This window comes from Treponema bryantii, assembly GCF_036492245.1.
Classification (GTDB): Bacteria; Spirochaetota; Spirochaetia; order Treponematales; family Treponemataceae; genus Treponema_D; species Treponema_D bryantii_C.
In genome coordinates, this window is record NZ_AP025286.1 from 179678 (window position 1) to 205566 (window position 25889).

A 25889-nucleotide genomic window follows, 5' to 3' on the forward strand; every position below is an offset into this window, starting at 1 on the left:
TCTTGGCAACTGAAGAAATGGAATTCCGAAAAATATTTGATACAATTCCGGAAGAGTTTGATAAATATCGTCCTCGTTACAGCAAAGAACTTTTTGATTCTTTAATTGATTATGCAAAAATAGGCCCAGGGAAATCTGTTCTTGAGATTGGGCCAGGAACCGGACAGGCAACTGATCCGATTCTGGATACAGGCTGCGATTATCATGCGATTGAACTTGGTGAATACCTTTATGCAAAGATGCATGAAAAATATGGCAATCGTCCGAACTTTAATATCGTAAATGATGATTTTATTACTCATGATTTTGGTTCAGAAAAATATGATATGATTTATTCGGCAGCAACCATTCAGTGGATCCCTGAAGATATTGCTTTTTCAAAAACCTACAGCCTGCTCAAAGAAGGCGGCACCCTTGCAATGATGCTTGTTTCTGCAGAGTACCGTTCAACAAATGAAGCTTTGTGTGATGATATTCAAAAAGTATATGATCAGTATTTTAAGCCGGAATACGAATATCAGCATAGAAGCTTTCATTACGATAATGCTCCAAACTACGGATATAAAAATTTCGAACGCCGTGATTTTTACGGAGTGCGAAGATTCACCGCAGATGAATATGTTGCCTTTAGTAAAACTCACTGCGACCATCTTGTAATTCCGGAGCCTTACAATACAAAATTCTTTGATGGCCTGCGCAACACTGTCCTTGCTCATGGGAACTGCATTATCTTCAAAGATACTTATGTTTTGTATCTGGCGAAGAAATAAAAATCGGGAGGGGTTATTTATGATAAAAGGCATCCACCATATTTCAATGAAATGCGGAACAGCAGAAGAGCTAGCCAAAGTCCGCGAATTTTATATTGAGCTTCTTGGTTTGAAAATCATACGTGAGTGGGCAGAGGGTATGATGATTGATACAGGCAACGGCCTGCTCGAAATCTTTACAAATGCTGATGGAACTCACTGTCTTGGTGCAATCCGACATATGGCACTTCTTACTGATGACGTTGATGAAATTGCGGCGAAGGTGAAGGCTGCCGGCTACGACCTTTTTATTGAACCGAACAACAAAGATATTCTTTCTGATCCTGTGTACCCAATCCGCATGGCATTCTGCTACGGCCCGCTTGGAGAGCAGGTTGAGTTTTATATGGAGCGATAAGAATAATCATGAAAGCATTTATCGTTTACTGTCATCCGTCTGAGGAATCTTTTACAAGTCACGTGCGCGACTCATTTATCAAGGAAATTATTGATTCTGGAAATGAGTATGTTATTTCTGATTTATACAAAATGGATTTTAAATCAGATATGACAGAGCAGGAATATCTTCGCGATGCAAATTACAGGACTGCGCCGGCAGTTACTGCAGGAAATCCAATTGAACGCCTTGAAGAGTTTGGACTACTGGACAGCATGAAAAAAGTGATGCTTGGTGACAGACTTTTTAATCGCGTAAAGCAGGCAGACTTTATTGTCTTTGACAGCACATCCAGAGAAAATCCACTTCGCGAAAAGAACTGGGATGCGAATCTGAAAAAGGCTTATGAGATTGGAAAAGATTTATTTGCATAAAAAAATACTGATGGAGGACAACCAGGATGAATGAATTTAATGAATATGTTCGTGACTATTTTTCTGAAGCAGGTGATATTGTCATAAAACCTATGATGGGCGGATTCCTTGTATATTTTTATGGTAAGCTGATAGGTGACGTTTGTGGTGATGAACTTTTCTTAAAGAGAACTCCGACTTCAGACAGACTGCTTGCAGACTCCGATCTGCGTTACCCGTATGAAGAATCAAAAACTCTGATGCACGTATTTGATAGTTTTGATGATAAGTGTCTGATTCAGGAACTTCTGGAAGGCATGTATGCAGAACTCCCGGAAAAGAAAACTAAGAAAGCAAAATGAGAGAAAAAAGTTAGGAGAACCAAATGATACTATTAGTTGTAGATACACAGAAGGGATGTTTTAACGAAAGTTTGTATGCATTCGAAACGGTAAAAAACAATATCAAAAAGTTGATTGCTGTTGCGAGAGAAAATAATGTTGAAGTCGCATATGTTCAGCATGATGACGGACCTGGAACCGATCTTGATAAGCTTACAGATAATTATGAAGTGTATGAAGAATTTGCTCCAAGAGCTGGCGAGAAGCGATTTGAAAAAAATGTAAACAGTGCTTTTCATCCCATGACGGGGCTGACATATTATCTGAATTCCAAAGGCGAGAAAGATATTATTACAATCGGAGTTTCAACAGACTATTGCATGGATGCCACAATTAAAAGTGGATTTGAGAGGGGGTTCAATATCTATGTTCCCGCCTACACAAACTCAACCTATGACAATCCCTATTTTGATAAGGAAACAGCCTACAAGTATTTCAACGAATTTATGTGGGGAAGGCGCTACGCAAAGATAATCACAATGGAAGATGCAATCCAGCTTTTGCAGGAATCTGGAAAAGGGAGTCAGAATTAAGAATACTATAAGAATCGTTCTTCATTCCTTCTTGCTGGCTGGATTCTTCGGATTTCCATTACGTTATCAATCACAACATACCAGACAGTATAGTTTCCAACATTTATTCGGCGATATGGATGCTCACGATTTTTAGTTGAAGGCCAGATTGCAAATGATTCAGGGCCATCTTCAAGTCGTTCATAAATTGCTTTCTCAATTTTATTGAGAGTGTTTTCTGCAGCAATTGGATTCTGAAATTCATTTAGAATATAGTTCACGATATCGGTTAAATCTTGTCGTGCTAAAGGAATGAATTTAATTGTATATTCCATTATCTCGCCTTTATCTGCTTTCTAAGAGAGGAGAATACTTCTTCTGCCGAATAACGAGTTGAATCAGTTTTAGCTTGTAAATCAGCTTCATCAAGTTTTGATTCAATGTTATCAGTAAGTCTGTCATACATTTCAAGGCTCATAACAACCATTGAACCATAACCATTTTTTGTAAGGAATACAGGAGCCTGTCGCTCTGCTACCAATGTTTCAATTTCAGAGAATTTATTTCTTAAGTCAGATACCGGTCGAATCTGTGTCATGATATCACCTCTTTAATGAGTTAACTAGATTATCATAATTATATCATTATTTTATCACGTTGTGCAAACAAATATAATTATAGGTGCACTTCTACAGGATAAAAACAAAGGATCGTGGTATAATAGAAAATGGAGATACTATGTTAAAAGATTACGAAATAGATAAACCAATTCTTGAAACGGACAGATTGATTATTCGTGTGCTTAACGAAGCTGATCTACCGGATTTGAAAGAGTGACTTGGGAGAGATGAGATTTATACCTCTATTGGGGACGAAAAGCAAGTAAGAATGAGAGAAATCCTGAACTTATGTTTATTGATGCTCGACCTTGGGTAAAAAGAAAACCTTGTCTTGATTTTAATTGGGGAATTGTATTGAAAGAAACCAATAAAGTAATAGGCATGATTGAAGTATTTAATATCCAGAATTTGAGGATGGGAGATATAGGGTATCGTATTCATCCTGAATATTGGAATAAGGGAATTACTACAGAAGCCTTAAAGGAAGTAATACGGTTCATATTTGAAAATACAGAAATTGAGCGTTTAAATGGGAATGCTGATGTTAGGAATATTGCTTCAAATAAAGTTCTTGAGCGGTGTGGTTTCATAAAAGAGGGGACAATCCGCCAAGGCAAAATGGTTTCTGTTTATTGCGATTATAATATTTATGGTATGCTTAGAGAAGATTATGTTAAAAGAAAGTTATACTGAAACAATAAATACAGAAAGATTGGTTTTACGAAAATTTGAAAGCTCAGATGTGGAATCTGTTTTTAAGAACTGGGCATCGGATCCTGAGGTTCAGCTTAATTATGGCGAACCTGTATATTCAACTACCGGGGAAGTGAAAGCCCTGCTTGAAAAATATATTTCCGGGTATGAGCGCGCGAATTATTACAGATGGGCTATTAGTGAAAAATGCGGTCTGACATACGAAGGAACCCTGCGGGACTATTTCAAAATGCCAGACGGTGCATTCGAATCTCACATGTATTTTTCGATTCTTAAGGATGAATAAAACTATGACAATAAAAGAAGAACGACTTACTGCAGAAGAATATATTGATTTCTTAAAGCGCACGGATCTTGGTTCTCAATATCCGAAGGAACGTTTTTATGACCGCATTCCAAAACTTGTAAAGAATGTTTCAATCAGTCTGGTTGCAAGAAATGATGAAGGGCTTATTGTAGGAGTGCTTTTCGGACTTACAGATTTCTGCTACTGGCTTTATATTACCGACCTTGGCGTGGACAGAAATTACGAGCGTCAGGGAATTGCAACAAAACTGATGAAGCAGGCTCACGAAATTGCCGGCGGCGAAAAAGACATTGCGGTTTATCTGATTGCAAATGAAAATGTCATTCCATTTTACGAAAAACTTGGAATGAAGCATGCCGACGAAGTTATGAAATATAACCACATCGATTGGACCGAGTGGACTGTAAAATAAGAATGGCAAATATAATTACCGGCAGCAGAATCTTATTCAGCATCGCGACTCTTTTCTTTCCGATTTTCTCGCCTATGTTTTATACACTGTATCTGGCAGCTGGAATTACAGATATGATTGATGGAACTGTCGCGCGTAGGACAGGAAAAGCAAGTGAGTTTGGTGCACGACTGGATTCTATCGCCGATATCGTATTTGTTGTTGTATGCCTGATCAAACTGATTCCGGTTGTAAGCATTCCGGTCTGGCTTTATGTCTGGATTGGAATTATTGCACTGATCCGAATCATCAATATTGTTTCTGGCTATATTATGCAGAAACGATTTATAATGCTTCATACAATCATGAATAAGGTAACAGGTCTGCTGCTTTTTGTATTACCGCTAACAGTGCGTTCTGTAGATTTAAAATATACCGCTATTCCTGTTTGCGCGGTTGCAACCTTTGCGGCCATTCAGGAAGGGCATTTTATAAGAATGAATAGATTTTGAGTTTTAGGAGAAGTTAAAAAATGGAAAATAAAACTATAAAAAGGAGAATCTTATGATTATCAGTAAAACAAAATACAATGCTACAGAAGCAGAGATAAAGGAATTGTTTTCATTTCACAAAATAGGAAATGTGACTGATATAACTGCTTTAGGCTGTGGAGAATTTAATGCTGCTTATAAAGTCTCCTGCGATAATGGAAATAGCTACGCCTTAAAGATAGCTCCACCTGAGTCTGCAAAAGTTCTTACTTATGAAAACAACATGATGAAATCAGAAGTTTTCTGGTATTCACAGATGCATGAAAAAACAGACATTCTCTGTCCTAAAGTTTATGTATCAGATTTTTCTAAACAAATAATTAAAAGCAACTGTTTCATTATGGAGCTGATGGAAGGAAAGCTTATATGGGAAGCGGGGATTACAGAAAAGGATTACGAAGATATTCAAAAACAGAAAATCTCCATGCTTACAAAAATCCATAGAATATCAAACGATGGATTCGGCTACATTCAGACTGGGCTTGAACCTTCATGGTATGAAGCCTTAAAAAAAATGGCACTAAACCTTGTAAATGATTGTAAAGCCCTTGGTTATGACACTCTTGATGGAGAGAAGTTTGTAAGCTTGATAGATAAACATGAAAAGATTCTCCGCGCAGTCCCTTGCAGAATGGTAAACTTTGATTTCTGGGACAGTAATATTCTTTATAATACTGCGACAAAAAAAATTTGCTGGATAGATCCTGAACGCGGATTCTGGGGCGACCCGGTTGCTGATTTTATAACCTTCGTACCGGGACAAAAAGCACCTCTTTCAACAAAAAAGTATGTGCTTGATGCATATAATGAAACAGCTCAGGAAAAAATCTTTTTGACTGAAGAAACAGAAATCAGATATGAACTTGCAGTTTGTTATCTTGCACTCATTGAAGAAGTAGAAAAATATGTCAGATACGAACCGGATAATCCAACTTATATAAGAAACGCAACCGATTCAAAAGAAATGTTTGAGATGGCGTTTAAGCTTCTTTAAAAAATCCGGAAGAGAAAATTGCAAAGGAAGATTTTATTATGAAAGAAGTTATTAAAATTAATGAAAACACCTGGCGTATTGAAGACGATGGAGTCAGATTTTATCTGCTTTGTGGAAATCAGAAAGCAGCTTTAGTTGATACTGGCATGAACTGCCCTGATGCAAAGCAGATAGCAGAAGGGCTCACAAAACTTCCTCTCATTTTGATAAACACTCATGCAGACCCTGATCATATTTCGGGCAACAGCGCTTTTGGTGAATTTTATATGAGTCCGAATGAAGAAGAGAATCTTCATGGAAATAATGGTCAGGGTAAAATTCTTCCGATTCACGAAGGTGATATTATTGATCTTGGGGACAGGGAGCTTTTGATTATTGATATCCCGGGACATACCCCAGGAAGTGTTGGAGTCATCGATAAAAAGAACCATGTTCTCATCAGCGGTGACAGCATTCAGGATGGTAAAATCTTTATGTTTGGACCAGCGCGAAATCTCAATCAATACATTGAAAGCCTTAAGCATCTTTCTAAATACGAAGACCTGTTCGACGAGATTTATCCAATGCACGGAACTTTCCCTGTTCATAAAGATCTGATTCCAAAATTGATTCAAGGAGCTCAATCCATTGTGGATGGAAACGCTCAGGAATATGCAAAACCTGTAAACGTGTTTGGAAATGAAGTGATTTTGTATAATTTTGATTATGCAGGATTCTTGTGCGAAAAATAACAGAAAAAAAATATAAGGAATTTAAAAAATGGCTTCATGGATGGTACATTTAAGAATCGCAGATAAACTCCTTGATCAGTTAAAGGATATTGAGAAAACCGCATTTGTCATGGGAAATATTGCGCCAGATAGCGGAGTTCCAAATGAAGACTGGACAAAATTTACTCCTCCAAAAACAGTTTCACATTTCAATGACGGTAAATACAATGCCTCTATAAATATAGATGAGTTTTGTTCCCAGTATTTTAATAAAGAAATCAATAAGACTTATAGCAAAAAGCAGTTTTCTTTTTTCCTGGGATATTATGTCCATTTATTATCTGATGTTGAATGGTCTAAGTTTGTTTATACTCCTTTAATTCAGGCATATCCGAAAGAAGCAGCTGAAGATGAATATAAGCTTGTGTGGACGGCAAAGAAAGACTGGTACGATATTGATTTCTTATACTTAAAACAACATCCAGATTTCCGTGGCTTTTCAATTTATGAACATGCAGTAAATTTTGATAATGAGTTCATGTCTATTTTTGCAAAAGACGCCTTTGAAAACAGAAGGCAATATATCTGCTGGTTTTATCGAAATGATGAAAGAGGCGAGCTTGAGCGCGAGTATAAATATCTGACTCCGGAACAGGCAGAAGCTTTTGTTCAAAATACAGTTGAGAAAATCAAAAGAATCATAATAGAGAACAATCTTGTAAACGATGCGATGTGAAAGTTTAATCAAAATTCATATTGACAATCATCTATGTATAATATAATGTTTTTATATATAGATAATTATCTATATGAGGAAGGCTATGAAAGAATCAGAAATCGCTGTTATCTGCAAAGCTCTGGGTGATGAAAATCGTGTTCAAATTATAAAAATGCTGACAGGTGGCGAATTGTGTGCCTGTAAAATTTTAGATGCGTTTAATATCACTCAGCCAACACTTTCCCATCACATGAAAATTTTAACTGACTGCAATCTTGTGAATTCGAGAAAAGAAGGGAAGTGGACATATTATTCGATAAACAACGAAACCTTCTCAAATTTCAAAAATGCTGTTTCTGAGTTTACCTGTAAAACTTCATCAAAGAAAAAAACTGCCGGCCAGTGCTGCTGCAAGGACTAGTTATATGGGAACTTTTATTCAGAATCAGATTCTTGGAATGCTGTGGCTAAAAACTCTTACAGGAAAAATGCTTACAGCTTTTGGTCTTGATATAGAAAGCCGCATTGGTGGAAGCGTTCACTTTTTCCTTTATGATGTGATTAAAATCACCCTTCTGCTTTTTGTGCTGATTTTTATAATCTCATATATTCAGTCGTTTTTTCCACCGGAACGAAGTAAGAAAATCCTTTCTCGCTGTAAAGGCTTTCCTGCACGCGTGATTGCGGCTCTTCTAGGAACTGTAACATCTTTTTGTTCCTGCTCTTCAATTCCGCTTTTTATGGGATTCACTACAGCGGGGCTTCCTCTTGGAGTAACTTTCAGTTTTTTGATTTCTTCCCCAATGGTTGATTTTGCTTCGCTAATTCTTTTGACCAGTATCTTTGGCTGGAAGATTGCGATTGCTTATGTTGTACTTGGTCTTGTTGTTGCAATTGCAGGTGGAACTATAATCGAGCATCTTCATATGGAAGATCAGATTGAAATGTTTCTTACTCCTGTAAAATGCTGCTGTTCATGTTCAAAAGCAAAAACAACTCAGAAACAGAGGCTCGTGTCATCAATGCATTCTGTTACTGATACTCTTAAAAAAGTTTTCCCTTATATTCTTTTGAGTGTTGCTGTGGGCGCTGTAATTCACAACTGGATTCCTGAGAATTGGATTATCAATACACTTGGCGTGAAAAATCCGCTTGGAGTAATTCTTGCGGTGTTTGCCGGCATTCCAATGTATTCAGATATTTTTGGATGTATTTCAATTTCTGAAAGCCTGCTGGCAAAGGGTGCGCTCTTAGGAGTTGTGCTTAGCTTTATGATGGCCGTAACAACATTGAGTTTGCCTTCACTGATTATGTTGAAGAAAGTGATTAAAACAAAGCTGCTGGTAGTTTTTGTTTCAATCTGTGTGACAGGAATTATTCTTGTCGGATATTTCTTCAACGTTTTTCAGACGTTGTTTTTGAATTAAAGAAATTGTTAATATAAAGGAGAAAGAAGATGAATCACAAAGAAAAGGCATTGAATTATTTTTCACAGAAGATGCATTGCTCTCAGTCGGTAATTGCGGCTTTTACAGAAGAATGTGGAATAACAGAAGCACAGGCTCTGAAGCTTGGCAGCTGTTTTGGTGGCGGTATGCGCAAGGGTGAAGTTTGCGGTGCTGTTACCGGAGCATTGATTGTTCTAGGTCTGCTGTATGGCGAGTCCAAAGTTGATGACGCAGAAGGCCGCCTTGTTTCAATTAAAGTAAATGATTTGATGATGGATCGCTTCAAAGAAAAATGCGGCTCTTATATCTGTAATGATTTATTGGGTTGTGATATAACTTCAGCAGAAGGTCATAAATATTGTTTAGACAATAATCTGTTCACCGAGTTCTGCCCGAAAATGCTTGCTGTCGCTGTTGAGATAGTTGAGGAAATTATTGCCTCACAGGAATAAAATATGTCAAACCTGTTCCAGGTCTATCAAAATTATTCAGACTTATACGATGAACTGGTGAATCCCGAAGAAGCTGCAAAAACTATGGGGGCCTTCTTTGGGGACTCAATGAAAAATGATATAATACAAAAGCAGCTAAATGTAATCAAAGAATATACGGGAATATATTATGCGGGTAATGCTGTGAAATAGGCAGCAGAGAGAACGGTGGCATGGGAAACTATATAAAGGCATTTGGAGTTAAGAAACATAATCTCAAAAACATCGATATTTGTATTCCTAAAGGAAAATTAACGGCGATTACCGGTGTTTCTGGAAGCGGAAAATCCAGTTTTGCATTTGATGTTTTATATGAAGAAGGAAAGAGGAAATATTTATCCATAACCGAGTCTCAGTTTTCGTTAGAGACAAGCAATGATTTTGAACGCATCGAAGGTTTGTCTCCGACAATTGGAGTGGAACAACGAATCATCAGGCAAAGCAATCCCTTAAGTACGGTTGGAACTAAAACAAGATTAACAAATGCTCTGGCTTCTTTGTTTTCAGTAAGTGGAATTACAGATCCTGAATATGCTGACGGAAAACCATTGTCCGTAGATATGTTTCAGAAGAATTCACCCAATGGTATGTGCCTGCATTGTCTGGGTACAGGCGAAAAAAAGGTATTTGATGAAGAAAAAATATTTGAAGACAGAAATGCTAAATTAAACGCGTTATTATTCGGCTTTTTGGATAGAGGCAAATCACAGAAAAAGTACAGGACTTTTCTGGAACAAAATGGACTATTTCTTTCGCAAACACTCGGTGAGCTAACAGATGAGCAATTGCAAAAATTAAAGTACGGTGACCGAAAGGAAAATTTTCCGGGCATTATGCCTTTAATTATGAATGCTTCAAAATATAATTTAATAAGTCAGCGTCAAATAGAAATTATAACGGACGAATATGGGAAAAAGATAATATGTCCACGATGTAATGGCGTTGGATTAAATCAGATTGCGTCGCATACCAGATTGCAGGATAGAACATTTGCAGAAGTAAGTAATATGTCTTTGACTGAGTTGGAAAAATTTTTATTAAGCGTTGAAGAGGATAAGAACAAAAAGATTGTGAATGCAATCAGATTAAGAATTCAATATCTGGTTATGCTGGGACTTGGCCATTTGTCAATGTCCAGACCGATTCCGACTTTATCGGGAGGAGAACTGCAGAGACTTTGTATCAGTGCATTCATTATGTCTGATTTTGATTCCTTGACATTTATATTTGATGAACCATCAATAGGCTTGCATGAGCGAGAGAAGGAAAAACTTATTGAGGTTTTGAAAAATATTGTGTCTGCGGGAAATACAGTTATTGTGGTAGAGCATGATCAAAGTATCATTTCGATTGCGGATTATATCGTTGAAATTGGACCTGGAGCCGGAACCGAAGGCGGCGAATTGATTTTCCAGGGCGAATATAAAGATTTTTTAAATTGCAAAAATTCAGTTGTAGCTAAATATTTGAAGGATAGAAATTATTTTATTGAAAATTATAAGCATCAAACGAAAAATGCCCCTACATTACATCACGAAGAGAAACTTAGTATATCTGGTGCAAAAATTCACAACTTAAAGAACGTATCATTGTCGATTCCGTTATATAAACTGGTTGGCATTGCGGGTGTTTCAGGCAGCGGAAAATCAAGCTTGATAGCACATACACTTGTTCCTAAATTGAAAATGCTTATTCGAAATCGTATCGTACAGAATGAGGATGAAGATATTTATGACTATCCAAAAGAACTTGATGATGTAGAGATTCAAGGAACGGAATATATCAATAAGTGTTATGTAATCAATCAACAACCAATCGGACGAACCAAAACATCCAATATTGCTACATATACCGGTGTCTTTGATGTCATTCGAAAATTATTTGCCGAGACAGAGGACGCAAAAGATTTTGGGTTTGATATGAGCTTTTTCAGTTTAAATGCTGAAGGCGGTTGTCAAACTTGCGATGGTCAGGGATTTCTGGTTTATAATGTCGGGTTTGGTAATATTAATATGATCTGTGATCAATGCAATGGAACCGGGTACATAGAAGAAGTGCTTGATGTTAATTACCATAATAAAAGTATTGCCGAAGTGCTTGAGATGACCGTAAATGAAGCATGTGGATTTTTTAAGGATGTTCCAAAAATATATCAGATTTTATATTTACTTGATAAAGTTGGTATGGGATATATCAAACTGGGACAAAAGACAACCACTATATCTGGAGGAGAAGCCCAGAGAATTAAATTAGCAAAAGAATTAGGAAAAAGCAGAAATAAAGATAATATCTATATATTGGATGAACCTACTGTCGGTTTATCACTGAAAGACTCTGAACATCTTATTTATTTGTTGAGAGAAATTTGTTATGCCGGTAATACAGTTATTATTACGGAGCATGATATCGATGTTTTATCCTGCTGTGATTATCTTTTTGAGCTGGGACCCAAAGGCGGAAATGAAGGCGGTTATTTAATTGCGGAAGGAACTCCGAAATCATTAAAAGAGAATTCAAATTCTATTATTGGCGGATATCTAAAGTAAAAAAGTAATGGAGTACAGGTAAATATGTTTGAACTGCCAGAAGGCAAATTGTTGGAAAACGGATTGGATGAGAATCTTATTTATTCAATTGATGATTTCATACAAGCCCGCAAATATCGATTGATGAGAAGTGTTCTTATAATAAAAAATCAAAAAATAGTGTATGAATGGTACGGTGAAAAATGTAATAGAGAAACAAAGCATGCATTACATTCAATAGAAAAAAGTGTCACATCGACAGCCATAGGAATATGTCTTAAAAATAATTTGATTGAAAGCCTCAATATTCCAGTTACTCAGATTTTGCCGGAGTATTTTAATGATGAGGCAAATGTATTTCATAAATTGATTACCTTAAAAACATTACTGACAATGACATCCGGATTTTATTGGAGAAATGGACCTCACTTGAATGACCCGATGCGTGAGCAGTTAAAACGTTCAAAAGACTGGCTGCAAGCAATTGCGGATTTGAATATTGTGGATACACCGAATACAGTCTTTAAATATAAGGTGACAGATATTTATTTGTTGAATGCCTGTATTGAAAGATTAACCGGGAAAACGGTATACGATATATTAAATGAATATATGTTTCCGTATGCTGGAATTGACTGTGACCCTTTTATTATGACGCCGTCCAGTATCTGCATTGAGCTATCTGCAATCGACCTTGCGAAGTTTGGTCTTCTTTATTTGAATCATGGAAAGTTAAACAACGCTCAGATTATTACGGCTGAATATGTAGATGAAGCTACAAGCTCACATATTGAAAATTATGGTTATTACTGGTGGATCAATGAGGACGGCAGCGGCTACAGGGGACTAGGTCGTGGTGGTCAGGAACTGCATGTTTATCCTGAGCATGATATGGTTGTTGTGTTGCAGGCACAGGATTCACCCAGATCGAAATTCTATACTCCGATTATTACAGATGTAATCTTAAAAGCTTTGAAGTAATATAAATGAGAGGATGGATTTATAGGAAATGAATTTTAATCCAAGTGAAGAAGAAATCAAATTTGTAGATGACGCGCTGGGAAAGTTCAATGATGAAAAGGTTGGACCGGATAATCATGTTCTTCTGAATATCGTTGAATATGATGAAAACAAAAAGGTAATTGCCGGAATCCTTGGCGGTACATACTGGGGCTGGATGCATATCGATATTCTTTGGGTTGATGAAAAATATCGTAAACAGGGCCTTGGATCAAAACTGCTTGAAGCTGCAGAATCAGAAGCCAAAAAGAGAGGCTGCCATTCTGTTCATGTTGATACCATGACCTGGCAGGCTCCTGAGTTTTACAAAAAGCACGGCTACAAAATTATTGGTGAACTGAACAACATTCCTGATGGAAATAAGAAGTTTCATTTGATTAAAGATTTATAATTAAACAATAATTCCGCCATGGAAATGTAATTCGTAAATCCTGGTATCCAGATAGAAGATATCTTCGTAGCCCTGGAACCAGGTAAAGTCGCCGTTGGTCTGGCAGTGGTAGGTGTAGTCGCCCTGCCGGAAAATGTCCGGACCACCACGGTATGGCTTATCAGCCGGAACTTCAAAAAGTGCCGCCTTTAGAAAATCTCCAGAGAAGGGCTCGCCTGTTACACGGCCGTAGTAATTCATGGACCAGAGCGGGGTACCGTTGCGCCAGATAGCTTCTTCACCAGCGAAGTCTTTTCCACCAAGATAATGTTCTACAAATCCAATAATTACAATTGAAAATAAACAAATTACCCTTTATGCTTAGATTATTGGAGCTCAACATCAGAAAAATCAGAAGGAAAAAAAGTATGAAAAAGTTCGGAAGTGCTATCAGCTATTTGACGGTTGACCTCATCAAAATCTGGAAAAATAGTAATGAAAATAATTTTGCAGAAAACAGAGATAAATATCTGGCTGTAGAAAATCCGCCTGAAGTCTGCTATTACCGTCAGCTGGATTACACCCGCATGCAAAAAATCATTAACTTTCTTGACCACTACATTGACAGTGTAACGCCCGAGAACGAAATGAAGATGGAAATCTACTTCAATCAAAACGAGCCGGCCTTTATTGACGATGAAGTTAATACCAGACTCTTCAACTTTTCCTATGCCGACAAGGTTTACGCTTTTGCCCGAGAAAACAAGCTGAGCATCAAGATTCACACAATTGTATGGTACAGGCATACTCCAAAACAGTTAACCGATTATCTGGAAAATCGAAGCGCAGAGGACAAAAAACGGTTGACATTTAAATTCATCAAAACCTATATACAGTGCTTAAAAGAACGTTATCCAGATGCCTACAGCATGGAACTGATTAATGAGATTGCCGCAGATCCGGCTGAAATCAGAGCTCTCAAGGAAGAAGGTCAGCCCCTTTATGATTTTGATGATGAGGGTGTGCGAATCGACGAATGGTATAAACTGATGGGAAAGCATTATTACATTGAGCTTTTCCGCATGGCAAGAGAGATTTTTGGCGACAAGATTAAACTGCTTTATAATGATAATAATGAAGGCAACAGAGAAAAACAAATCATTTTCAAAACTGTGATAGAGAATATCAAACAGTATGAAAAGGAACATGACCTGAAGTTGATTGACGGCTTTGGAATGCAGTGTCATTTCTGGGGTTCGAAAGACGAAGACCGGACTTTTATGGAAGAAATGTTCGAACAATGTTCACGTTTTGGGGTGGAACTTCAGGTTACAGAGTTTGATGTAAGCAATCACAGCACAAAAGAAATTCAGCAATCGATTTTTAATAATTTTGCGGAAGTTGCGCAGAAGCATGGTATTGAAGTTTTCACCACCTGGGGACTGAATGATATTGTTTCCTGGCTGCATGAGGAAGAAACTTCGCTGGTTGATTCCAACTGTGATTTGAAACCATTTACTATGAAGTATATTAAGGCTTTTTCAAGGTGCTTTGAAAATGCAAGTCGGGAAAAGATGAAATATAAATCAAAGGATTTAACAATGTAATTACTTGAACAGGCTATAAAATTATTTTCTCTTCAGGATTACGACTGCCGTGAACTTGAAGGTCACGAGGGCGGTCGCAATCGGATTTTTGTTTACAGTAAGGATGGCGAGAAAAAGTTTATACTGCGGATTTCTGCGACTGGTGACAGGACTGAAAATGATTATCTTGCAGAAGCGGAGTTTGTAAGATATCTTGCGAAAAACGGCGCTTCTGTAGCGGATGTGATTCCGAGTGCCAACGGGAAACTGGTGGAAGTTATTGATGCGGATGGCGGAGGGGTTACAGTTTCCATCTCCCTTTTTGAATACGCCAAAGGAATGCTTTTGTGCGACAACGGTTACTGTTATCGCGAAGGAGCGTCACTTGAAGAATACTTTTTCAACACCGGAAAAACCGCTGAATATTACGGACTCTACAGAGATATTTATCCGACTTCACTTTTTGAAAAACTATACTCACTTGGATATGAAAGAAGAGCCGGTAACGCAGGACAGCAATGCACTGGTAAAGAAAATTAATCCGTCCTGGCACGGTCGAATGCTTGCTAGCCGTGGAGTTATGGCAAGTATGAACGAAGAACAGCTGCTTCAGTTTGATAAAGAACACCGCGCAATGCTCGAAGAAAAATATCCTGAGAAGTTCGGAATCAAACATAAGATATTTTTGACCTGGTATAAATTTTAATTATAACAGGAATTATTGAGCAGGCGATTTCTGCTTCCCAGCCATATATTCAGAGTATTAAAACTATGATTATATGATATAATAACTCTAATGCTGGTCTACATGGTAGACTAAGAGGAAAAAAGTTATGAGTACACCTAATCAAGTTTGGAATAATTATTTGAAGTCTCTTGGCGAAGACCCCGCAAAGACAGAAAAAGCCTTTCCGATAGTAGATCATTTTTGTGATGAAAAAGTACAGACAGATAATCTTTATAATTTAGTAATTCAAGGAATAAAACGGGCAACTACAGCAAGTGTAAAAATTTGTGAGTACTATAATGAAGATTTTTCAAAACCTGGGGATTACTGGATACTAACAAATTTTGATGAGTCTGAATGTTGCGTATTGCAGACAGTAAAATCAACAATCAAAAAATTCAGTCAAATTACTGAAGAAGACGCATATATCGAAGGTGAAGGTGATAAAACTTTGAAATACTGGCGGGAAGTTCATAAGTCTTTTTTCGAAGAAGAATATAAAAGTCTTGGCTGGAAATTTTCTGAAGACATAGAAGTTGTCTTTGAAGAGTTCAAAGTTGTATATGTTGAACTGTAGCTTAACGGGAAGAATAATGAATTACATAATCGAAACAGAACGTCTAAAATTACGCGAACTCACTTTGGATGATACAGAAAAGCTTGCACTTGTGCTTTCGGATCCACAGTCAATGAGATTTTATCCGCATCCTTTTTCCAGGGAAGAAGTTGAGAACTGGATTAAATGGAATATCGACAATTACAAAAAATATGGCTTTGGACTCTGGGCTGTAATTGAAAAAGAATCAGACGAATTCATCGGCGACTGTGGAATCACCATGCAGCAGATTGGAGATGATTTGTTCCCCGAGATTGGTTATCATCTTAGAAAAGAATTTCGCGGCAACGGTTATGCTACCGAAGCTGCCCGTGCCTGTTCAGATTTTGCAAAGAGTAGGGGAATCAAACAGATTATTTCCTACATGAAGTCCGACAATCTTCCGTCCCGCCATGTTGCCGAACGAAATGGTATGACCTATGTAAAATCTTTTACTAAGACTGTAATGGGAAAAGTTGTTGAAGACGAAGTTCTTTATATGAAAACATTATAGGCGGCTTAGAATGGAAAACTGGGATGATAAGTTTGATTATTTAAAACTGACACGCTCTCTTTATCTGAATATTGACTATCTTCAGTTTCTTATTGAAAAGGTCTGGAAGATTACGAAGAAAGTTGATGTGATAGATTTTGGCTGTGGTTACGGATATCTTGGGCTAGCGCTGATGTCATTGCTACCGAACGGTAGTTCCTACACTGGAGTTGATATTTCTGAAGAACTAATCAATAAAGGAAAAGAGATTTTTAAGGAACTCCCGTTTAATCATAAGTTTATTCTTTCATCAGCAAACAACGTTCCAGAAAAAGATGATACTTTTGACATCGCAATTTGTAATAGCGTTCTGATGCACATTCCTGAGCCCGATGCTGTGCTGGCAGAAATGAAACGCATCACAAAAAATGACGGTATGATTATTACCTGCGAATCAAACTGGAATGCGGTAAACGCCCTTCTTTATATCGATGGCATTAAAAAGAGTAAAATCACAGACCTTGGTTTTCTGCAAATCCTGTTTGAACGCATTCATGAAAAAACAAAAACAGATGGAAATATCGGAATGAAAATGCCTGTCATCATGGCACGGAATAATATCAAAAATATTCAGGCCCGCATCAGTGACAGCGTTCGGATTATTCTCGCAGATGAAAAAAATCAAGATCAGGATTCTATTTACACCTCATTACAATCTGATGGTTTTGGAGAGGAACTTAGCGATGAACAAAAATCAAAGAAAATAAATTGGTTTATGGAACTCGGATTTTCGGAAGAAGAAGCAACCAAATATCTTGAAAAAGAAATCAAACTGAACGAAATCTTCAGAAACCGCGACGAGTTGAATCTGGTTTATGCTGCTGCCATGACTTTCTGTTTTGGTTATGTAAGTAAGTGAGATTAGTGATGGATTTACAAATCAGAAAAGCAATTCCCGAAGATGCAGAAATCCTCATAAAAATTTACAACGATGCATTTTATGAAGATTGTGTTCGCTATGGAGTGTGTCCAGCGTATGGCCGCTCGGTTGAAGAAATGAAAAAATCAATCATCGAAATTTCAAAATATATTGCGTATCATGATTCGACACCGATTGGCGTTATTTCGGTAAAAGATGAAGGAGATGGAGTTTATTATATCGGCTGCCTCTGTGTGATTCCCGAGTTCCAGCGTAAGGGCATAGGTCATCAATTAATTGAGTTTATGAAGACTCAATACAATGACTGGAAAAAGATCGAGTTAATCACTCCAATCGATAAAGAAAAGAATGTAAACTTTTATACCAAGAAATGTGGTTTTAAGATTGATAATGAAGAGATGGACAGCTCTGTAAAAGTTTATCACTTCAGTATGCAGAGGAACTCTTAAGAGGGATATATGAAAAGCAATTGTGAAAATTTTGAAATAATTAAGTTGTAAATTTCTTTTTATTCATGTACCTTTTGAAAAGAATATCAGCAACATTTCGGAATTACGCGAAAAGTTAAATTGCGTGATAAAAAGTTTATAATAAAGTATGAATAATAGGAAAATGACTAGATACATTGCACTGCTTCGAGGAATAAATATCAGCGGAAAGAATAAAATCTCAATGTCTGAACTGAAAACTGCTTTGATAGAGAAGGGCTTTTCAGAAGTTTCTACTTATCTCAATAGCGGAAATATTATTTTTTCAGATGATGAGGCTGACACAATCGTTCTGACTGATAAAATCAAAACTCTGATTCAAGAAAAGTTTTCTCTCGATATTCCTGTTTTTGTAATCGCCCAAAGTGAACTTAAAACACTGCTGACCAAAGCTCCGACCTGGTGGGGAACTGACAGCAAAGACATTTACGACAATCTGATTTTTACGATTTCACCGCATCGGATTGAAACGGTTGTTGAAAAAATTGGAGAGCCTACTGCAGAACTGGAAACGGTTGAAATCTGCGGGAATGCTGCATTCTGGTCATTTGACAGAAAACAATATGCAAAGGCAAATTGGTGGAAAAAGACTGCTGCCGCTGGAATTGGAGAAATGATCACAATCAGGACAGCGAATACTCTGAAGAAAATTGCGGAGATGTAAGAAATGAAAATTGAGCATATTGCCCTTTATGTAAACGAGCTAGAAAAAGCCAGAGACTTTTTTGTGAACTATCTGAATGGAACTTCGAATGCTGGTTATCATAATCCTAAAACTGATTTTCGTTCATATTTTATTTCTTTTGAAGACGGTGCAAGGCTTGAGTTGATGCACAAACCTGAAATGACTGATAATGAAAAACACTTGAATCGGACGGGATATGCCCATGTGGCATTTAGCCTGGGCAGTAAAGAAAAGGTTGATTCTCTGACAGCAAAACTAAAGTCTGACGGTTATGAAGTTATCAGCGGTCCACGAACAACTGGTGATGGTTATTACGAAAGCTGTATCGTGGCTATTGAAGGTAACCAGATTGAGTTTACAGAATAAAGATTAGGAATTGATGATGCGAATATTAAATCTTGTAGAAAATGAAGTGGGTGATAGAGGCTGCGAAGCTGCACACGGTCTTTCGTTTTATGTTGAAACTGAAAATCATAAGTTTCTCTTTGACTCAAGTCCTAGCGAGGTAGTGATTCGTAATGCCCGGATGCTTGGCGTAGATTTGACTGCTGTTGATACAGTGATTTTGAGTCACGGTCATTATGATCATTCGGGCGGAATCCTGCCGTTTGTGGAGTTGAACCCACGGGCAAAGATTTACATGCAGCATAATGCCGGCGGTGAATATTATGCCTTCGATGGAGAAGAGCAGGGTTTCCGCTATATCGGGATTGATAAAAAGATTCTCTCGCTGCCTCAGGTTCAGCTTTTGAAAGGTGATACAAAAATTGATGACGAGCTTCAGGTTTTCACTGTTGATAATCGTGCCTTTCCGCTTCCTTCTACAAACAAGCGTCTTCGAGAGCTGTGCGATGGTCAGTATATCCAGGATGAATTCCACCACGAACAGAATCTGCTTTTGATAGCGGGCGGAAAGAAAATCCTTTTCTGTGGCTGTGCGCACAACGGCATTCTGAATGTGATGGAAACGCTTGAACGAAAGTTTGGCCCGGCCTCACTCCCAGATCTCGTAATTGGTGGTTTCCATCTTATGAAGCGAACCGAGTTCTCTGAAGCCGATACCGCAGAAGTTACAGAAATCGCAGATCGTCTCAGAGCATACAAGGCTCACTTTGCAACCTGCCACTGCACCGGACTCCCGTTTTTCAATCAGATGAAAGAAAGCATGGGCGACCAGTTGAGTTATGTTCACTCTGGGGATGAGGTTGAGGTATAAAAATGAAGATCAGAAAATCAACAGAACAAGACTTTACACGAATTATGGAGATTTATGCGTTTGCGCGTGAATATATGAAAACGCATGGAAATCCAAAATAAACATTTTATATTCGCTTTAAAAACCCTAAGATAATTCTGCCATAAAGTTCAATAAAGAACTAGAGTTAGATTCTATTTATAAATAGAATATTATATAGAACTTCAGCAAATCTGATGTTACAATAAAATCTGCCCGCAAGAAAATACCAGAAGCAAAAAAGAGGAAATAAAATGACAAAACAACCGGAATGGCTTAATACTGCAGTTTTTTACGAAATTTATCCGCAGAGTTTTATGGATTCTAATGGAGATGGAATCGGCGATTTTAATGGAATTATTTCTAAGCTTGATTACATTAAAGAGCTTGGTTGTACTGCAATCTGGATGAATCCTTGTTTTGATTCTCCTTTTGGCGATGCCGGTTATGATGTTAGTGATTATAAAAAAGCGGCTCCACGTTACGGAACAAATGCTGATTTGGAAAAACTTTTTAAGGAAGCACATAAGCGCAACATGCATGTGCTTTTGGATTTAGTTCCAGGCCATACTTCCGTAGAACACAAATGGTTCAAAGAATCAATGAAAGCCCAGAAAAATGAATTTACTGACCGTTACATCTGGACTGATTCAATCTGGAAAGAACCAAGCGGTTATGGCTCTCTTCGCGGCATTTCTGACAGAGATGGTTCCTGCGTTGTAAACTTTTTTTCTCATCAGCCTGCATTAAATTATGGATTTTATAAACCAAGCGAAAGCTGGCAGCAAAGTTTTGATGATCCGGGGCCTCAGGCAACTCTTGAAGCAATGAAAGATGTTATGCGTTTCTGGCTGAACCTTGGTGCTGATGGTTTTAGAGTTGATATGGCAGGCTCGCTTGTTAAAAATGATGAAGATGGAAAAGGTACTATTCGTTTATGGAAAAATGTACGCGCATTTCTTGATAAGGAATTTCCATCTGCAGCAATGGTTAGTGAGTGGGGTGAACCCGATAAATCTTTGCAGGGTGGTTTTCACATGGATTTTCTGCTTCATTTTGGACCTTCTCACTACAATGATTTATTCCGCTGCCGGGAGCCGTATTTTTCCAGTCGTGGAAAAGGTGATGTAAAAGAGTTTGTAAAAAAATATCTGGAGAATTACGAAAAATCTGAACGAAAAGGTTTAATCTGTATTCCATCGGGAAATCACGATATGGACCGTCTTGCAAGAAGTTTAAATCCTCAAGAAATGAAAATTGCTTTTGCTTTTCTTTTGACTATGCCCGGCGCTCCTTTTATTTACTATGGTGATGAAATTGGAATGCGTTATGTTGAAGGGCTTGTTTCAAAAGAAGGAGGCTATGGCCGGACCGGTGCACGTTCTCCAATGCAATGGGATTCTTCTAAAAATGCAGGTTTTAGTTCTGCCGACAAAAAGAAGCTCTACATTCCTCAAGATCCGGCTCCGGATCGCCCTACTGTAAAACAGCAGATAGCAGATAAATCATCTTTGTGGCATGAAGTAAAGGCTTTAATCAAATTAAGAATGCAGACTCCGGCACTTCAAAATCTTGGTGAAATTGAGTTTATTGAAACTGGATATCCGCTTGTTTATAAACGAATTGCTGCTGATGGAAAAGCCTGTATGGTTATCATCAATCCTTCGCAAAAGAAATGTGAGGTAAAAATGAAAGAGGGCCAAGTTTTGCATATTACAGGAAAAGGCGCAGAATATAAGAATGGATGCTACAAAGTTGAAGGTGGAACTGCAGTGATAATAAATTTGGCGTAATACAAATGGAAACAAGAGGCAAAAATGATTAAAGGAATCCACCATATTTCAATGAAATGCGGAAGAGCAGAAGAGCTGTCTAAGGTCCGTGAGTTTTTTATGGAGAGATAAAATTATGGAATATTTAAATATTGATAACTACCTGGAAAAACTCATTTCGCGATGCAAAGAAGCTTTTGGAAATCGGCTTGTATATGTGGGCCTTCAGGGAAGTTACTTGCGTGGTGAAGCAACAGAAAACAGTGATATTGATGTGATGATCGTACTGGATGGATTTTCGGTTGAAGATATGAAAACTTATCGTGACATTCTGAAAGAAATCGGATGGTATGAAAAATCATGTGGTTTTATTTGTGGTAAAAACGATCTTGCAAACTGGAATCCGCTTGAAGCTTTGCAGCTTAGATATACGACAAAAGATTTACTTGGTAAACTTGAAAAGCTTCTTCCTCCGGCGACAAGGCAGGACGAAATCAATTATGTAAAAATCAGCCTTGGAAATTTTTATCACGAAATCTGTCATCGCTTTATTCATGGTGGCCAGGAAAAAAGCCGCGACAAGCTTCGTGTAAGTTGCAAGCAGTTGTACTTTATAATTCAAAATCTTCATTATCTTGAGACAGGAAATTTTATTTTGAAGAAGAGCGACCTGAAAGTTGCAGTGTCGGTACAAGATTGCGAAATGCTTTGCATCCCGGAACTGCCCGATGATTATGATTTTGAAAAAACTTATAATGCAGTAATTGCCTGGTGCCAGAAGGCTTTTACAAGAATAAAGTAGGGGATGTCAATAGCATCGGGCAAAGTGTTTTTAGGTTTTATAAATGAAATATCCAATATCTAAAGAATTAAAAAGCATCTCAATCTACAGCGGTTCGATGGTTGGTCGTTTATATCCTCTGGTGAACTTTGCTTATGGTTTTATTAAATGTAAATCGGATGAATTTGTTACGGTGAAAAAATATTCTACGCCTGGCTTTGACGGAGCAGAGCTTTCAACTTTGATAATAGAACCGCGTAAAAATGAAGGTCCCCTCCCCTGCATTATGTTTTTTCATGGTGGTGGATTTTTGATGAGGGCATCTGCAGCTCACTATGAAATTGCAAAATGGTATGCCCGCGAATTGAAATGTAAGGTTGTCATGCCCGATTACAGACTTCTTCCAAAATATCGCTATCCTCTTGCGATTGAAGACTGTTACAGCACTTATATGTGGGTTTTGCAAAATGCAGAATCAATGAAAATCAACAAAGAAAAAATTATCGTGGCAGGAGACAGTGCCGGAGGAAATATTGCTGCTGCGGTTACTCTTATGCTGCACGATAGAAATCAGACTCTTCCAAAAGGCGCAATGCTTATATATCCCGTTCTTGATAAAAGAATGATTACAGATTCTATGAAGCGATTTACCGACACTCCAATCTGGGATTCGAATTGCAATAAACTTTTCTGGGATATGTATTTGAAAGGACAGGAGCACAGCCAGGCAAAATATGCATCAATTTCAGAAATTGAAGATTTGGGATTTTTCCCGCCAACCTATATTGAAGCTGCAGAATACGATTGCCTCCACGACGAAGGAATTGAGTTTGCAGAAAAGTTAAAGACCCAGAATATCACAGTTGAAGTTCATGATATGAAAGGCACCTGTCACGGTTACGAAACAGCGATAAAAAGTTCGATAGTAGAAAAATGTATGGCGTGGAGAGTTGAATGGATAAGGAATGAAATAATAAAGAAGAATTAGATGAAACTAACTGACTGTTACCTTGAAGAAGATTTGTTCCCCAAAATTTTTGCTGATTATGAAGAGCGGCCTTATGGGATTTTGTTCTACAGCACAAATAATAAAGACTCTTTTGATTCTAATCATGCGGTAATCTATAAAGATAAAATCAGCAACCTTAAAGAGGTGCTTGCCGACATAACAAGTTTTTACAAATCAAAAGGCTGTCGCCCGATAATTTATCAGTCTATGCTTGATGATAACTGGTTTGATGAAATCAGTGGCGAACTGAAAGAGGCGGGATATAAGAGCTGGGGAGAAGATCAGGAATATATGCTTGCGTCCGGTGAAAATAAAATTATTCCGAATCCTGAGCTGACAGTTTTCAAAGTTGATAAATGGAGTGATGAAATTGAGAACGTTTTTCTGGAAGCCGAAGAACCCTGGGAAATAAAGGTTGCAAAAACAAGTTTAGAAAAACCCGGCTACTGGATATTTGCTGTCCGCTCAAAAGAAAAAGTGATAGGCCTGTTGTATGGTCACATTTCTGAACGAGCCTGCCGTGTAGACTATCTTCTAGTTTCCAAAAAGCACAGAAGAATGGGCGGCGGCCGTGCTTTGTTTTATGCCTATGTTGAATGGTGCAAACAAAACAATATAAAAAATATTTACATATGGCCCGACGGTGAAACCCCAAAAAGGATTTACGAAGAGGGCGGGTATAAAATTGTAGAAATCCGCAAAGCAGGCAGAGCAGTGTTTGAGGGGTGAAAATTAAATTGCGGAATGACAAACATTATCAAGAAGCAAAATCACCTCCGGGGTATAATCATCTTATAAAGTTTTGGAGGAGATGACTTTATGGATGATTTTAAACCGCTGTTTGAATATGTTGAAAAAAACATTGAAAAGAAAATTGAGTTAAAGGAACTCGCAGATTTTATGGGCTACAGTCCTTTTTACATCAGCAGAAAATTTGTGGATATTTACGGCATTCCAATTACTGGTTATGTGCGAATCAGGAAGCTGCAATATTCCATAAAGGATTTGCTGGATGGTATGAAAGTGATTGATGTTGCCATGAAATATTCCTTTGAATCTCATGAAGGTTTTTCAAGATCGTTCAAAAGTCTTTTTGGCTCTTCTCCAAAAAATATTAGAAACTATTTGCAGAAGTACGAAATTCCGGAGTTTGAACTTTTTGCAAATTGTGAAGCAAAATCTATGGAGAAACAAAAAATGAGTTTAAGCGATGACATGAACAAAATGATTTTCACGATTCTTGGTAATTCGTTTGAAGAAATGGGGGCGGGCTTCTGTTCAAAAATTGAGCTTAGTCTGATGCCGGATAATTGCCTTAGGATTTTTGATGATGGCCGCGGAATAAAGCTGGATGACGATGGAGTGATTCACGAAGAAATCCTGCAGAATCTTTTTTCAGGCAAACCGATTACAAAGGTTGAGTATGCCCAGATGGGAGACCTGCCCTTTGATGACCTTAAGCTTGTAAACTCACTTTGCGAAAAGCTTACAATAACTGTCTGGCGAAATGGGAAAATATACGAACAGGATTTCATCCGCGGAGTTCCACAGCATTCCGTCACAAGCAAACCTAATGATTCTAAAATCCCGCACGGAACCCAGATTATCCTTAAACCCGACACATCGATTTTTGAATCCACCCAATTTAGTAAAGAAAAACTTCAAACCTGGGTTAGCGAAAATTATTGTGACCTGAAAGGGAATGTGGTTCTAGAGTATAAAAAAGATTATGCATAATATAGAATTAAAACAGTTATCGCTGGATATGGGAAAAACTGAATATGATATGCTGCAGGGAATTTCTGCTGTGGAAAACGGTTTTACCAATCCGGCATATGACCTGTCCTATGACGAGTATAAAGAGTGGCTGCGGATAACAGACAACAATTCAAGAGGCATTGATTTGCCGGAAGGTTGGATTCCGTATACCACATATGTTTTATATGTTGACGGTATTCCTGTCGGTTACGGCAGAGTCAGGCATTCATCATCCGAGTATCTGGAAACGGTTGTCGGCGCAGGGAATCTGGGGTACGGCATCGCTAAGGAATATAGAGGAAAAGGATACGGAAACATTTTATTCAAAGAGTTATTGAAAAAATGCAAAGAAATCGGATATAAAGAAATTAAGTTGTTCCCGATGAAAAGCAACGAGCCTACAGTAAAAATCATGCTGAAAAACGGCGGCCAGATTATTGGAGATTTCAAGGATCAGAAACATATCATCCGCATACCAATTGAGTAAAAT

Annotated in this window: 37 protein-coding genes and 1 pseudogene; 35 read left to right on the top strand and 3 right to left on the bottom strand. The window is 37.8% G+C overall.

The window, feature by feature from the left end:
- Nucleotides 1–2 precede the first annotated feature (2 nt).
- From AABJ44_RS00885 to AABJ44_RS00905, 5 genes are read left to right on the top strand one after another with little or no spacing between them, the layout of a single operon-like run.
- Complete coding sequence (locus AABJ44_RS00885; protein ID WP_338370054.1) at nt 3–770, top strand: class I SAM-dependent methyltransferase; 768 nt, start codon at nt 3–5, stop codon at nt 768–770.
- 19 nt (nt 771–789) lie between these two features.
- The gene (locus AABJ44_RS00890; RefSeq protein WP_074641760.1) at nt 790–1167 is read left to right on the top strand and encodes a VOC family protein; all 378 of its coding nucleotides are present in this window, start codon (nt 790–792) and stop codon (nt 1165–1167) included.
- Between the two features lie 8 nt (nt 1168–1175).
- Entirely contained in the window at nt 1176–1580 is a 405-nt protein-coding gene (locus tag AABJ44_RS00895) for an NAD(P)H-dependent oxidoreductase (RefSeq protein ID WP_338370057.1), read from the top strand.
- A 26-nt stretch (nt 1581–1606) separates the two neighbouring features.
- Entirely contained in the window at nt 1607–1921 is a 315-nt protein-coding gene (locus AABJ44_RS00900; protein ID WP_338370059.1) for a TfoX/Sxy family protein, read from the top strand.
- Nucleotides 1922–1944: 23 nt separating this feature from the next.
- Complete coding sequence (locus AABJ44_RS00905; RefSeq protein ID WP_338370060.1) at nt 1945–2493, top strand: isochorismatase family protein; 549 nt, start codon at nt 1945–1947, stop codon at nt 2491–2493.
- A gap of 5 nt (nt 2494–2498) precedes the next feature.
- Here AABJ44_RS00905 and AABJ44_RS00910 read toward each other — a convergent pair whose 3' ends face one another.
- Together AABJ44_RS00910 and AABJ44_RS00915 are read right to left on the bottom strand one after the other, a co-directional pair.
- Nucleotides 2499–2807 carry a type II toxin-antitoxin system RelE/ParE family toxin gene (locus tag AABJ44_RS00910; protein ID WP_074641750.1) on the bottom strand — a complete coding sequence of 103 codons (309 nt, stop codon included), beginning with the start codon at nt 2805–2807 and terminating at the stop codon, nt 2499–2501.
- Nucleotides 2807–3070, bottom strand: a complete 264-nt coding sequence (locus AABJ44_RS00915) for a type II toxin-antitoxin system Phd/YefM family antitoxin (RefSeq protein WP_074641748.1) — start codon at nt 3068–3070, stop codon at nt 2807–2809. The genes AABJ44_RS00910 and AABJ44_RS00915 overlap by 1 nt, the downstream gene beginning before the upstream one ends.
- An 83-nt stretch (nt 3071–3153) precedes the next feature.
- Here AABJ44_RS00915 and AABJ44_RS00920 point away from each other — a divergent pair, with 83 nt between their 5' ends.
- The 15 genes and pseudogenes from AABJ44_RS00920 (at nt 3154) to AABJ44_RS00990 (ending at nt 13352) form a co-directional block, all read left to right on the top strand.
- Nucleotides 3154–3309 carry a hypothetical protein gene (locus AABJ44_RS00920; protein WP_338370063.1) on the top strand — a complete coding sequence of 52 codons (156 nt, stop codon included), beginning with the start codon at nt 3154–3156 and terminating at the stop codon, nt 3307–3309.
- 56 nt (nt 3310–3365) lie between these two features.
- A pseudogene (locus AABJ44_RS00925) lies at nt 3366–3785 on the top strand (GNAT family N-acetyltransferase); the annotation flags it as partial.
- Nucleotides 3763–4092, top strand: coding sequence for a GNAT family N-acetyltransferase (locus AABJ44_RS00930; RefSeq protein WP_338370065.1), 330 nt, complete (start codon nt 3763–3765; stop codon nt 4090–4092). The pseudogene AABJ44_RS00925 and the gene AABJ44_RS00930, both read left to right, overlap by 23 nt.
- Nucleotides 4093–4096: 4 nt before the next feature.
- Entirely contained in the window at nt 4097–4525 is a 429-nt protein-coding gene (locus AABJ44_RS00935; protein WP_338370067.1) for a GNAT family N-acetyltransferase, read from the top strand.
- 2 nt (nt 4526–4527) lie between these two features.
- Nucleotides 4528–5016: a CDP-alcohol phosphatidyltransferase family protein gene (locus AABJ44_RS00940; protein ID WP_338370069.1), complete on the top strand. Its 489-nt coding sequence runs from the start codon at nt 4528–4530 to the stop codon at nt 5014–5016.
- A 52-nt stretch (nt 5017–5068) separates the two neighbouring features.
- Nucleotides 5069–6049, top strand: coding sequence for a phosphotransferase family protein (locus AABJ44_RS00945; RefSeq protein ID WP_338370071.1), 981 nt, complete (start codon nt 5069–5071; stop codon nt 6047–6049).
- Between the two features lie 38 nt (nt 6050–6087).
- Complete coding sequence (locus AABJ44_RS00950) at nt 6088–6780, top strand: MBL fold metallo-hydrolase (RefSeq protein ID WP_338370072.1); 693 nt, start codon at nt 6088–6090, stop codon at nt 6778–6780.
- Between the two features lie 28 nt (nt 6781–6808).
- Nucleotides 6809–7495 carry a zinc dependent phospholipase C family protein gene (locus AABJ44_RS00955; protein ID WP_338370074.1) on the top strand — a complete coding sequence of 229 codons (687 nt, stop codon included), beginning with the start codon at nt 6809–6811 and terminating at the stop codon, nt 7493–7495.
- Between the two features lie 85 nt (nt 7496–7580).
- A complete protein-coding gene (locus AABJ44_RS00960; protein ID WP_338370075.1) occupies nt 7581–7898 on the top strand; it encodes an ArsR/SmtB family transcription factor in 318 nt (105 codons plus the stop codon).
- Nucleotides 7899–7902: 4 nt separating this feature from the next.
- A complete protein-coding gene (locus AABJ44_RS00965) occupies nt 7903–8904 on the top strand; it encodes a permease (protein WP_074641732.1) in 1002 nt (333 codons plus the stop codon).
- 29 nt (nt 8905–8933) lie between these two features.
- Nucleotides 8934–9377, top strand: a complete 444-nt coding sequence (locus AABJ44_RS00970) for a C-GCAxxG-C-C family protein (protein ID WP_338370076.1) — start codon at nt 8934–8936, stop codon at nt 9375–9377.
- A gap of 3 nt (nt 9378–9380) precedes the next feature.
- The gene (locus tag AABJ44_RS00975) at nt 9381–9569 is read left to right on the top strand and encodes a hypothetical protein (protein ID WP_338370077.1); all 189 of its coding nucleotides are present in this window, start codon (nt 9381–9383) and stop codon (nt 9567–9569) included.
- A gap of 20 nt (nt 9570–9589) precedes the next feature.
- The gene (locus tag AABJ44_RS00980; protein WP_338370078.1) at nt 9590–11962 is read left to right on the top strand and encodes an excinuclease ABC subunit UvrA; all 2373 of its coding nucleotides are present in this window, start codon (nt 9590–9592) and stop codon (nt 11960–11962) included.
- 24 nt (nt 11963–11986) lie between these two features.
- Entirely contained in the window at nt 11987–12922 is a 936-nt protein-coding gene (locus tag AABJ44_RS00985) for a serine hydrolase domain-containing protein (protein ID WP_338370079.1), read from the top strand.
- A 28-nt stretch (nt 12923–12950) separates the two neighbouring features.
- The gene (locus AABJ44_RS00990) at nt 12951–13352 is read left to right on the top strand and encodes a GNAT family N-acetyltransferase (protein ID WP_338370080.1); all 402 of its coding nucleotides are present in this window, start codon (nt 12951–12953) and stop codon (nt 13350–13352) included.
- On the opposite strand, the gene AABJ44_RS00995 is transcribed toward AABJ44_RS00990, so the two are convergent.
- Nucleotides 13353–13700: a DUF5680 domain-containing protein gene (locus AABJ44_RS00995; protein WP_338371302.1), complete on the bottom strand. Its 348-nt coding sequence runs from the start codon at nt 13698–13700 to the stop codon at nt 13353–13355.
- Between the two features lie 59 nt (nt 13701–13759).
- On the opposite strand from AABJ44_RS00995, the gene AABJ44_RS01000 reads away from it, so the two are divergent.
- The 15 genes from AABJ44_RS01000 to AABJ44_RS01070 all read left to right on the top strand — a co-directional run bounded on the left by AABJ44_RS01000 (nt 13760) and on the right by AABJ44_RS01070 (nt 25886).
- Nucleotides 13760–14938 carry an endo-1,4-beta-xylanase gene (locus AABJ44_RS01000; RefSeq protein WP_338370081.1) on the top strand — a complete coding sequence of 393 codons (1179 nt, stop codon included), beginning with the start codon at nt 13760–13762 and terminating at the stop codon, nt 14936–14938.
- Nucleotides 14939–15302: 364 nt separating this feature from the next.
- Entirely contained in the window at nt 15303–15623 is a 321-nt protein-coding gene (locus AABJ44_RS01005) for a hypothetical protein (RefSeq protein ID WP_338370082.1), read from the top strand.
- 127 nt (nt 15624–15750) lie between these two features.
- On the top strand, nt 15751–16221 hold the full coding sequence (locus AABJ44_RS01010) for an ASCH domain-containing protein (RefSeq protein ID WP_338370083.1): 471 nt from the start codon (nt 15751–15753) through the stop codon (nt 16219–16221).
- A 16-nt stretch (nt 16222–16237) separates the two neighbouring features.
- Nucleotides 16238–16753 carry a GNAT family N-acetyltransferase gene (locus tag AABJ44_RS01015; protein WP_338370084.1) on the top strand — a complete coding sequence of 172 codons (516 nt, stop codon included), beginning with the start codon at nt 16238–16240 and terminating at the stop codon, nt 16751–16753.
- 10 nt (nt 16754–16763) lie between these two features.
- On the top strand, nt 16764–17651 hold the full coding sequence (locus AABJ44_RS01020; protein ID WP_338370085.1) for a class I SAM-dependent methyltransferase: 888 nt from the start codon (nt 16764–16766) through the stop codon (nt 17649–17651).
- 8 nt (nt 17652–17659) lie between these two features.
- Nucleotides 17660–18121 carry a GNAT family N-acetyltransferase gene (locus tag AABJ44_RS01025; RefSeq protein ID WP_338370086.1) on the top strand — a complete coding sequence of 154 codons (462 nt, stop codon included), beginning with the start codon at nt 17660–17662 and terminating at the stop codon, nt 18119–18121.
- Between the two features lie 163 nt (nt 18122–18284).
- The gene (locus AABJ44_RS01030; RefSeq protein WP_338370087.1) at nt 18285–18824 is read left to right on the top strand and encodes a DUF1697 domain-containing protein; all 540 of its coding nucleotides are present in this window, start codon (nt 18285–18287) and stop codon (nt 18822–18824) included.
- Between the two features lie 3 nt (nt 18825–18827).
- On the top strand, nt 18828–19211 hold the full coding sequence (locus AABJ44_RS01035) for a VOC family protein (protein ID WP_338370088.1): 384 nt from the start codon (nt 18828–18830) through the stop codon (nt 19209–19211).
- Between the two features lie 16 nt (nt 19212–19227).
- Nucleotides 19228–20061 (top strand): MBL fold metallo-hydrolase, encoded by an 834-nt coding sequence (locus AABJ44_RS01040; RefSeq protein WP_338370089.1) that lies wholly within the window; start codon nt 19228–19230, stop codon nt 20059–20061.
- A 272-nt stretch (nt 20062–20333) separates the two neighbouring features.
- Complete coding sequence (locus tag AABJ44_RS01045; protein WP_338370090.1) at nt 20334–21872, top strand: alpha-amylase family glycosyl hydrolase; 1539 nt, start codon at nt 20334–20336, stop codon at nt 21870–21872.
- A gap of 115 nt (nt 21873–21987) precedes the next feature.
- Nucleotides 21988–22653: a nucleotidyltransferase domain-containing protein gene (locus tag AABJ44_RS01050; RefSeq protein ID WP_338370091.1), complete on the top strand. Its 666-nt coding sequence runs from the start codon at nt 21988–21990 to the stop codon at nt 22651–22653.
- Between the two features lie 43 nt (nt 22654–22696).
- The gene (locus AABJ44_RS01055; RefSeq protein WP_338370092.1) at nt 22697–23620 is read left to right on the top strand and encodes an alpha/beta hydrolase; all 924 of its coding nucleotides are present in this window, start codon (nt 22697–22699) and stop codon (nt 23618–23620) included.
- Complete coding sequence (locus AABJ44_RS01060) at nt 23621–24370, top strand: GNAT family N-acetyltransferase (protein WP_338370093.1); 750 nt, start codon at nt 23621–23623, stop codon at nt 24368–24370. It abuts the gene before it with no gap.
- Nucleotides 24371–24460: 90 nt separating this feature from the next.
- On the top strand, nt 24461–25378 hold the full coding sequence (locus tag AABJ44_RS01065; RefSeq protein ID WP_338370094.1) for a helix-turn-helix domain-containing protein: 918 nt from the start codon (nt 24461–24463) through the stop codon (nt 25376–25378).
- The gene (locus AABJ44_RS01070) at nt 25371–25886 is read left to right on the top strand and encodes a GNAT family N-acetyltransferase (RefSeq protein ID WP_338370095.1); all 516 of its coding nucleotides are present in this window, start codon (nt 25371–25373) and stop codon (nt 25884–25886) included. The genes AABJ44_RS01065 and AABJ44_RS01070 overlap by 8 nt, the downstream gene beginning before the upstream one ends.
- Nucleotides 25887–25889: the final 3 nt, after the last annotated feature.